At 38.8% G+C, this 6,950-nt stretch carries 6 protein-coding genes; 3 read left to right on the forward strand and 3 right to left on the reverse strand.

Annotated elements, in window-relative coordinates:
• Positions 1 to 47 precede the first annotated feature (47 nt).
• Together ABDZ53_RS11630 and ABDZ53_RS11635 are read right to left on the reverse strand one after the other, a co-directional pair.
• A complete protein-coding gene (locus ABDZ53_RS11630) occupies positions 48 to 1,265 on the reverse strand; it encodes a hypothetical protein (RefSeq protein WP_343756708.1) in 1,218 nt (405 codons plus the stop codon).
• Positions 1,266 to 1,626: 361 nt separating this feature from the next.
• A complete protein-coding gene (locus ABDZ53_RS11635; RefSeq protein ID WP_343756709.1) occupies positions 1,627 to 2,541 on the reverse strand; it encodes a helix-turn-helix domain-containing protein in 915 nt (304 codons plus the stop codon).
• Between the two features lie 95 nt (positions 2,542 to 2,636).
• Between ABDZ53_RS11635 and ABDZ53_RS11640 the strand changes: the two genes are divergently transcribed.
• Together ABDZ53_RS11640 and ABDZ53_RS11645 are read left to right on the forward strand one after the other, a co-directional pair.
• Positions 2,637 to 4,229 (forward strand): ABC transporter ATP-binding protein, encoded by a 1,593-nt coding sequence (locus ABDZ53_RS11640; protein WP_343756710.1) that lies wholly within the window; start codon positions 2,637 to 2,639, stop codon positions 4,227 to 4,229.
• 94 nt (positions 4,230 to 4,323) lie between these two features.
• Positions 4,324 to 5,118 (forward strand): Cof-type HAD-IIB family hydrolase, encoded by a 795-nt coding sequence (locus tag ABDZ53_RS11645; protein ID WP_343756711.1) that lies wholly within the window; start codon positions 4,324 to 4,326, stop codon positions 5,116 to 5,118.
• Between the two features lie 40 nt (positions 5,119 to 5,158).
• Here the strand turns inward: ABDZ53_RS11645 and ABDZ53_RS11650 are convergent, their stop codons facing one another.
• Positions 5,159 to 5,623, reverse strand: a complete 465-nt coding sequence (locus tag ABDZ53_RS11650; RefSeq protein WP_343756713.1) for a GNAT family N-acetyltransferase — start codon at positions 5,621 to 5,623, stop codon at positions 5,159 to 5,161.
• Between the two features lie 94 nt (positions 5,624 to 5,717).
• Between ABDZ53_RS11650 and ABDZ53_RS11655 the strand changes: the two genes are divergently transcribed.
• Entirely contained in the window at positions 5,718 to 6,692 is a 975-nt protein-coding gene (locus ABDZ53_RS11655; RefSeq protein WP_343756715.1) for an ABC transporter ATP-binding protein, read from the forward strand.
• The last annotated feature ends 258 nt before the right edge of the window (positions 6,693 to 6,950 follow it).

Genomic DNA, 6,950 nt, shown 5'->3' on the forward strand with positions numbered 1-6,950 from the left:
ATCCTATTTGGGAATATCATACCTTCGAACAGGAATAATCTGATTTTTCATAGAACTTTTGGCATTACCCCGACAAACGCCTGTCTCTTAATTTTTCTAGACGCAATGTAAGTGAAACATTCTATAATCACAATAGTGACTCCCAATACGATAAGACCTCTTGTATACGGAACAAATTCCCAAGCCAGTAGAGAAACGGCCCCTGTAGCTACATCTCCGAAATGGAAATAAGTTTGTGGAAACCAGGAAACGGAATAGCCCATCAGTTCCCTTACTCCTTCTCCAAAATATAGCTGTGGGAATAGAAGTACAAATAAAGAAGCCAGTAAGACGATCACATCGTGTTTTAAAAGCAAACTAAATAAAGTCGTTAAGCGTGTAAAGCCGTATAGTAGTAAGACTAGGTAAGGCAAGACTTTTAAGAAGAATTCGCCTAGGGGCATTAACCCAGGTCCGGATAAATAAAACGGCTCACCAGGCGGATTGGCCATAAATTGTCCGACAGGTAACTGGAAGGTTCCAAAACCATGTAACAGGCCATTCAATAGTATAAAGACACTAGATAACGCGAGGAAAAATAACAGGACAAAACCCAGTCCTGCTAAAGACTGCAGAAGCAAGTAGCCAAACCAGTTGATTGGCACTCCTGCTTTTTGTGTACTTAATTTACGGTCTTTCGTCGTCACATCACTCACCATAAAGAGTAATAGAAACACTAATATGTAGGGTCCTAAACCGATGAAAAAGAGATGCAGCTGCTGTAAGCTCGTCCGGTTATGCACGATATGAAAACTCAATGGATCGACAAGGTCCACATAAGCACTTTCCTTTATATGCTGATAATCCATTTCTTTAGGCGTTCCCAGTATGGAGAAGAAAGAGAGTCCTTCGTCATCTTCCGTTCCCCCACCGCCTGATGCATCTCGGTAAGGAATATCTAAATAACGTCTGACATCCCCCGTTTCCAGCGCCGTCAACAGTTCTCTTTGATTGACATACTCGTTTCGAGCGACTTCATAAGCACTTGTCCCAGTCATCATGGTAGGAATGGTTACACCGTCTTCGAGATTATCTTCAAATGTCTGACGGTTTCCTTCCATGCTTCTTTCCATGGCTTCAATATTGACTTCTTCTACTCCTGGAGTATTCGGCAGGATGAGTAGACTATGTAAAATGATTGCACCGAAACACAATACAATAACTAATCTGTTTTTCTTGTTTCGCCACATATAGGTCAGCGTTTCTTTTATAACTTGCCTTTTCATACTATCGTTCCTTCACCTTTGAATTTGTATGCTATCTTACTATATTATCATAGAATCTTAATAAAAAAAGGCTGTTTATTCATTTTATCTTAATAATATTCAAATTATTTGCTTTTTTTGGTGGATACCCTATCGCTATAGTTCTAATAATTTTTTTAGAGGTGTTAGAAACCATTTTTTTGAAACTAATGGCGCTAACTTCTTGTTTAGCGACATTAGAGTTCTTTTTTTTAAAAGTTAACACCGCTAACTTTTCAATTAGCGGTGTTAGAGTGATTTTTTTTAGACTTAATGCCGCTAACTTATGCTTAAGCGGCGTTAAGTTATTTATTTTCTTGATTTAATGCAGCTAATGAGAGCTTTACGTTAATTTCAGTCCGACTAAGCCCGGTTCAATCAGGAGTTCTTTATAATTCGGGTTAGTATACTCTTTTTTCCACGCTTTGTATCGATTGGCAAAGATTTTCTTTCTATCGACCTGCTTTAGTATGTCACATAAAGACAGCACTTGTTCACAGTAGGCTTTTCCTTTCTCAGGGTCATTCTTTTTAAAAGCAAGTATTCCTTTATTAAACAGGAGGTTTAAATGCGTTTCTACAAACTCATTATTCTTTATACATTCTTTCTCCAGTAACTCTAAAGCCTCTTCTGCAAAATCCAGCCGATCATGATAGATGAAAGTAGAAAAGTTATTGGTCAGAATGGTTTGAAGCAGCTTCATGCTTTGAGGAATGGCTTGATAGAGCTGACTCTTTTTAATCGCTGTTTTCATTAAAAAATGAGTGGTCTCCACAGGAAACATAAATCCAAAAAAGGCATATAAACGCAGTTCCATCTCTCCCCAGTCATCCACTTGAAGTAAATAATCCAGTACTAAACGGTTGGACTCTGGATTTTTTCCTTTTCTCACTTGGATTTGGCTTTCCACAAAATAATAGAAATACTGTTCCCAACTATAAGGTCTGGCATTGGTTTTCCGTATCATGTCTTTCAACCCGGAAAGTTCTTCATCGTATTCTTCATCATTGTCGAGTTTAATCACCCGTTGAAAAAAAGCTTTTAACTTTTCTTCCGTGTCTTTCCCCATTAAGAAATAATACTCTTGCGGTGTGGTGTTGATGTTAATGAGCATATCATAAAGTAAATCGACCGTTACCATAGACAGACCATTTTCAAAACGCGAGAGCTGAGCAATAGACAAACCGTCACCCGCGGCTTCTTTCAACGTCATCCCTTTACTCTTTCTCAGCCTTTTGAACGTTTGACCAAAATCCATTCTTTTCCACCTCTTTTTTACATATATGTAAATATTGATTCATTGCTAGTTTACTTCTTCTATCCTTGAGATACAACAAAGAAGGAGTGATTAACATGTCTCATTATTTTAAACTGTTCTGGAAAGAAAACTGTATTGTCATTGGCTTATTGTTTATAACCGGCTTATGTCAAACCTTTGTCAGTGTGTGGATGGCCTCCGCACTGGATTATCTAGTGGATCAGGACTTACGAGGGTTTTTAATGGTCGTTTTACGTATATTGGCTTTATTTATCGTCTACCTCATATTCACTCATTTTCAAATTGTTAAAATCAGTCAGGCCAAGCAGAAAATGGCTACAGCCATACGAACCGACATTACCACTCGCATTGAAAAGACAAGTTACAATCACTTTCACGACAGACAAGTTGGCACGTATGTCTCATGGTTAAGCAATGATATTGCCACAATAGAAGTGACCGCTTTTGATAATCTCTATCAGATGCTGACAGGCTTAATTGGATCGTTGACCTCTATTGTTGCTCTCTTTTTCTTTCACTGGTCCCTTGGTCTCTGGACATTAGTCATTGGTGGTGCCACCATTCTTTTACCGAAAATTTTTCAAAAGCAAATGGGAGAAGCCTCTCTCTTTGCCACAAAACAAAGTGAACACTTTTTAAGTCACGTTTCTGAGTATTTAGCTGGCTTTGATACGCTCTTCTCTTACAGCCTTTTAAATCGAATTACCGAAAAAACAAAAGAGGCGTCATTAGCACTGGCGGATGCAAAAAATAAGCAGGCTTTTGTTGTAGCGAACGTCTCTATTTTAGCTATTCTAGGGAACATTGTTGGACAACTATCCATTGGAGCTTTAACAGGCTACCTCTCTTGGGTGGGTATTGTTTCAATCGGTGCTTTTGCAGCAACGACTAATTTGGCCATTACTATCTTCAATACAATAGGAAGCGTGAGCAATCAACTGTCACATATCCGTGCTGTTCGTCCTATTTTCGAAAAGTTTGAAACAATTCAAGAAGGAGATGGAAATGGACACACGACATTAACCAGTCAAGAAAGAGGCATTCGTCTAAAACAGCTTTCCTATGCTTATGGAGAAAAGGAAGTATTAAACGGACTTACGTATGATTTTGCTTTAGGTGGGAAATATGCGATTGTGGGGTCTAGCGGGAGTGGAAAATCAACGTTACTCAATATTTTAATTGGTAAATTGACTGATTATTCTGGATCGGTTACTTTTTCAAATCAGGAATTAAACCAGTTGTCAGGGAAAGCTTTGCGTGACAGCATCCTGTATATCGATCAGGCGCCTTATCTTTTTTCAGGAACCATACGGGACAACATTACCCTAGATGAATATTTTCCGGAAGAAGCATTGACTCAAGTCATCCAAGAAGCCTCTTTGGAAGATATTATAGACAAACTCCCTAATGGACTGGATACCTCAGTTGGTGAAGCCGGACGCCTTTTATCCGGTGGACAAAGGCAGCGTATCGCTCTAGCCAGAGGGCTCATTAGAGGGAAAGACATTATTTTAGTGGATGAAGGGACATCTAGTTTAGATGAAACCAGCGCTCTAAAAATAGAAGAAAATCTGGTGAACAACCCGGACCTGACTGTTATTATGATTACGCATCATCTGAGAGATTCTATTAAAGAAAAATTAGACGGCGTACTGGCTTTAAGTTAAATTAAAGTCATCCTCTAGACTGAATGTCTTCCGCAAAAATTGGCTATTTATGGTACACTACTGTAGGAACTTTTGAATTTTTCGGAGGGATACTATGGTTAAGATGATAGCCATTGACTTGGATGGCACATTATTAGACGATGATAAAAACTATGATAAAGAGCGCTTTTATAAATTAGCTGCTCAGTTAAAAGAAAAAGGAGTACGCCTGGTAATTGCAACAGGCAATCAGCATGTGAAAGCCAAAGAATTTTTCGAAGGCTTAACAGAAGACCTCATCTTTGTAACAGATAACGGAAGCACGATTCATATAGGGGAAGAGCTCTTTTACAGCAACACTTTAGACAAGAAGGACTTTCAGACCTTTTTAGATCAGTTACCTGATTCTCTTATAGATAGAATGGTCATCAGTACGCATGGCTACGGTATCTTGTCGGACGGCCCTCATAGCGAACCCTTTATGAGAGCAGCTAATTTACACTATCCGAATCAAAAGCAAGTGAGTGATCTCCGCTCCATTGATGTGCCTATTATCAAAATCACTTTAAAATTTGAAGAAAATGAAGAAGTGGATGAAAAACAAATAGAATCCATCTTGCCCGAAAACTGGAGCATGACTTCCAGTGGCTTTGGTTTTTACGATATCATTTCTAAAGAGATTTCAAAGTTAACCGGTATTCAGAAACTGCAAGAGACATTCAGCATTGATACAGAAGACATCATGGCTTTTGGCGACAGCAACAATGACTTGGAATTACTAGAAGCTCTTCCCAATAGTTATGCCATGTCCAACGGTACCAAAGAAGTCAAAAACGCTTCCCGATACATGATTGGAAGCAATAATGATCAGGCGGTCATCGATACTATTGAAGACACATTTGACCTCTAATATAAAGCCATCTACTTTTCATTAAAGATAGATGGCTTTTTTAAAATTCTTTATACAACCACGTGTCACAGGCCCCATGCTCACTTCCTTCTAAAGGAGCCTCTAAAGCTTTAAATCCGTATGACTCATATAAGCGGTTCGCTTTATTCAAAGAAGCAAAGGTTTCTATATAACAGCTAGCATAGTGTTCTTTCGAAAAGGCGAGTGCTTGTTGCATCAGCAAATGAGCATAGCCCTTACCCTGCTCTTCTTTTACAATATAGAGTTTTTGAATCTCTCCTATTTGCCCTCTGTAAGGTCCCACACCGCATCCGCCAATCACTTGGCCCTCTTTTTCTAGGACCCAATACTGCGCCTTGTCTTGTTTATAGTAATCACTTAACTGAAATAAGTTGTCATCGTAGTAAACCGTCCCAGGTATGGCTAAATCATGCTCTTCTAAAGAACGCCGAATGATTTCTCCTAGAATCTGATTGTCTCTTTCTTCTAATTTTCGTAACGGCATGTCAGAGCCTCCCTTCTTTTTAAAAAGTATATCACATTAAGTTTCACGCCTCCTTTGTTATACTGAAATTAATAGCTCTTTAGGAGGAAAAGAAGTGATTACATTTGAGAATGTCTATAAATACTATGACGATACGGCTGTCGTGGAAGATTTCTCTTTAACTATAAATGAAGGAGAATTTTTCGTTTTAATCGGCCCAAGTGGAAGCGGGAAAACAACGACGTTAAAAATGATTAATCAATTAATCGATCTTTCAAAAGGATCCATTAGCATAGAAGGAAAGAAAATCAGCGACTATAATCTTCAAGAACTGCGCTGGAATATCGGATATGTCCTTCAACAGATTGCACTCTTTCCAAATATGACAGTTGAAGAAAATATTCTCATTGTGCCGGAAATGAAAAAGTGGGAAAAAGACAAGATGCATGACCGTGTGACAGAACTTCTAGAACGAGTGGACATGGATCCTGAGACTTATCGTGACCGACAAGTGTCTGATTTATCAGGCGGCCAGCAACAACGTATCGGAGTGGTGCGTGCCTTGGCAGCGGACCCGGCCATCATTTTAATGGATGAACCTTTTAGTGCCTTAGACCCTATCACGAAGAACAGCCTACAAGAAGATGTCACTAGACTGCAGAAAGAATTAAAGAAAACCATTGTCTTTGTGACGCACGATATGCAAGAAGCCATTAATTTGGGAGACCGTATTTGCGTGATGAATGAAGGGCAAATTGAACAAGTGGGAACGGCAGAAGAAATTTTGAAACACCCAGCCAATGACTTTGTAAAAGAGTTTCTTCGAACGGGACTTCCTCATTATAAAGAAGAAAAAACAATTCAAGATGTATTAAATAAAGACTATGTTTTTGAAAAAAGCGAGACAAGTCAAGCTGATTTGGATAGCGAGGCTAGTTTGGATGATTTAACTATCGCCTTATCCAAACACCCTCAAGTCACTGTTTCTTCAAAAGAGTCAGGTAGTCGTCTATTACTTACTCGTGAGCATTTAGTCCGTTACTACGCTGAAGAATTAGAAACGGAAAAGGCAGGTGTAGGCAATGGATAGTTTACAGAACTATCAAGCGTGAAAGCCCATGGTTTTAATCGTGGGATGAGAGCGTACATTGAGATAAATGTCTGATTGTTTTGTCTTCTTTTTCTTTTAAAAATAAGTATACATTTCTCTAGCCTTTCCGTTGACGGAGTGATATACTAAAGTTAACAAAAAGAACACACGTTTGTATTCGTGATAGAGGTGAAGCGAGTGAAAAAAGAACAGACAAAGTCCTGTGTTAAAGTGCTCAAAGTAAAATTAAAGCCGACT

The organism is Alkalibacterium iburiense, assembly GCF_039521845.1.
In the GTDB taxonomy this organism is placed as follows: domain Bacteria; phylum Bacillota; class Bacilli; order Lactobacillales; family Carnobacteriaceae_A; genus Alkalibacterium; species Alkalibacterium iburiense.

Coding starts and splice junctions, on each gene's coding strand:
- ABDZ53_RS11645 (WP_343756711.1), top strand. CDS start 4,324: ATGGTTAAGATGATAGCCATTGACTTGGATGGCACATTATTAGACGAT.
- ABDZ53_RS11630 (WP_343756708.1), bottom strand. CDS start 1,265: ATGAAAAGGCAAGTTATAAAAGAAACGCTGACCTATATGTGGCGAAAC.
- ABDZ53_RS11640 (WP_343756710.1), top strand. CDS start 2,637: ATGTCTCATTATTTTAAACTGTTCTGGAAAGAAAACTGTATTGTCATT.
- ABDZ53_RS11650 (WP_343756713.1), bottom strand. CDS start 5,623: ATGCCGTTACGAAAATTAGAAGAAAGAGACAATCAGATTCTAGGAGAA.
- ABDZ53_RS11635 (WP_343756709.1), bottom strand. CDS start 2,541: ATGGATTTTGGTCAAACGTTCAAAAGGCTGAGAAAGAGTAAAGGGATG.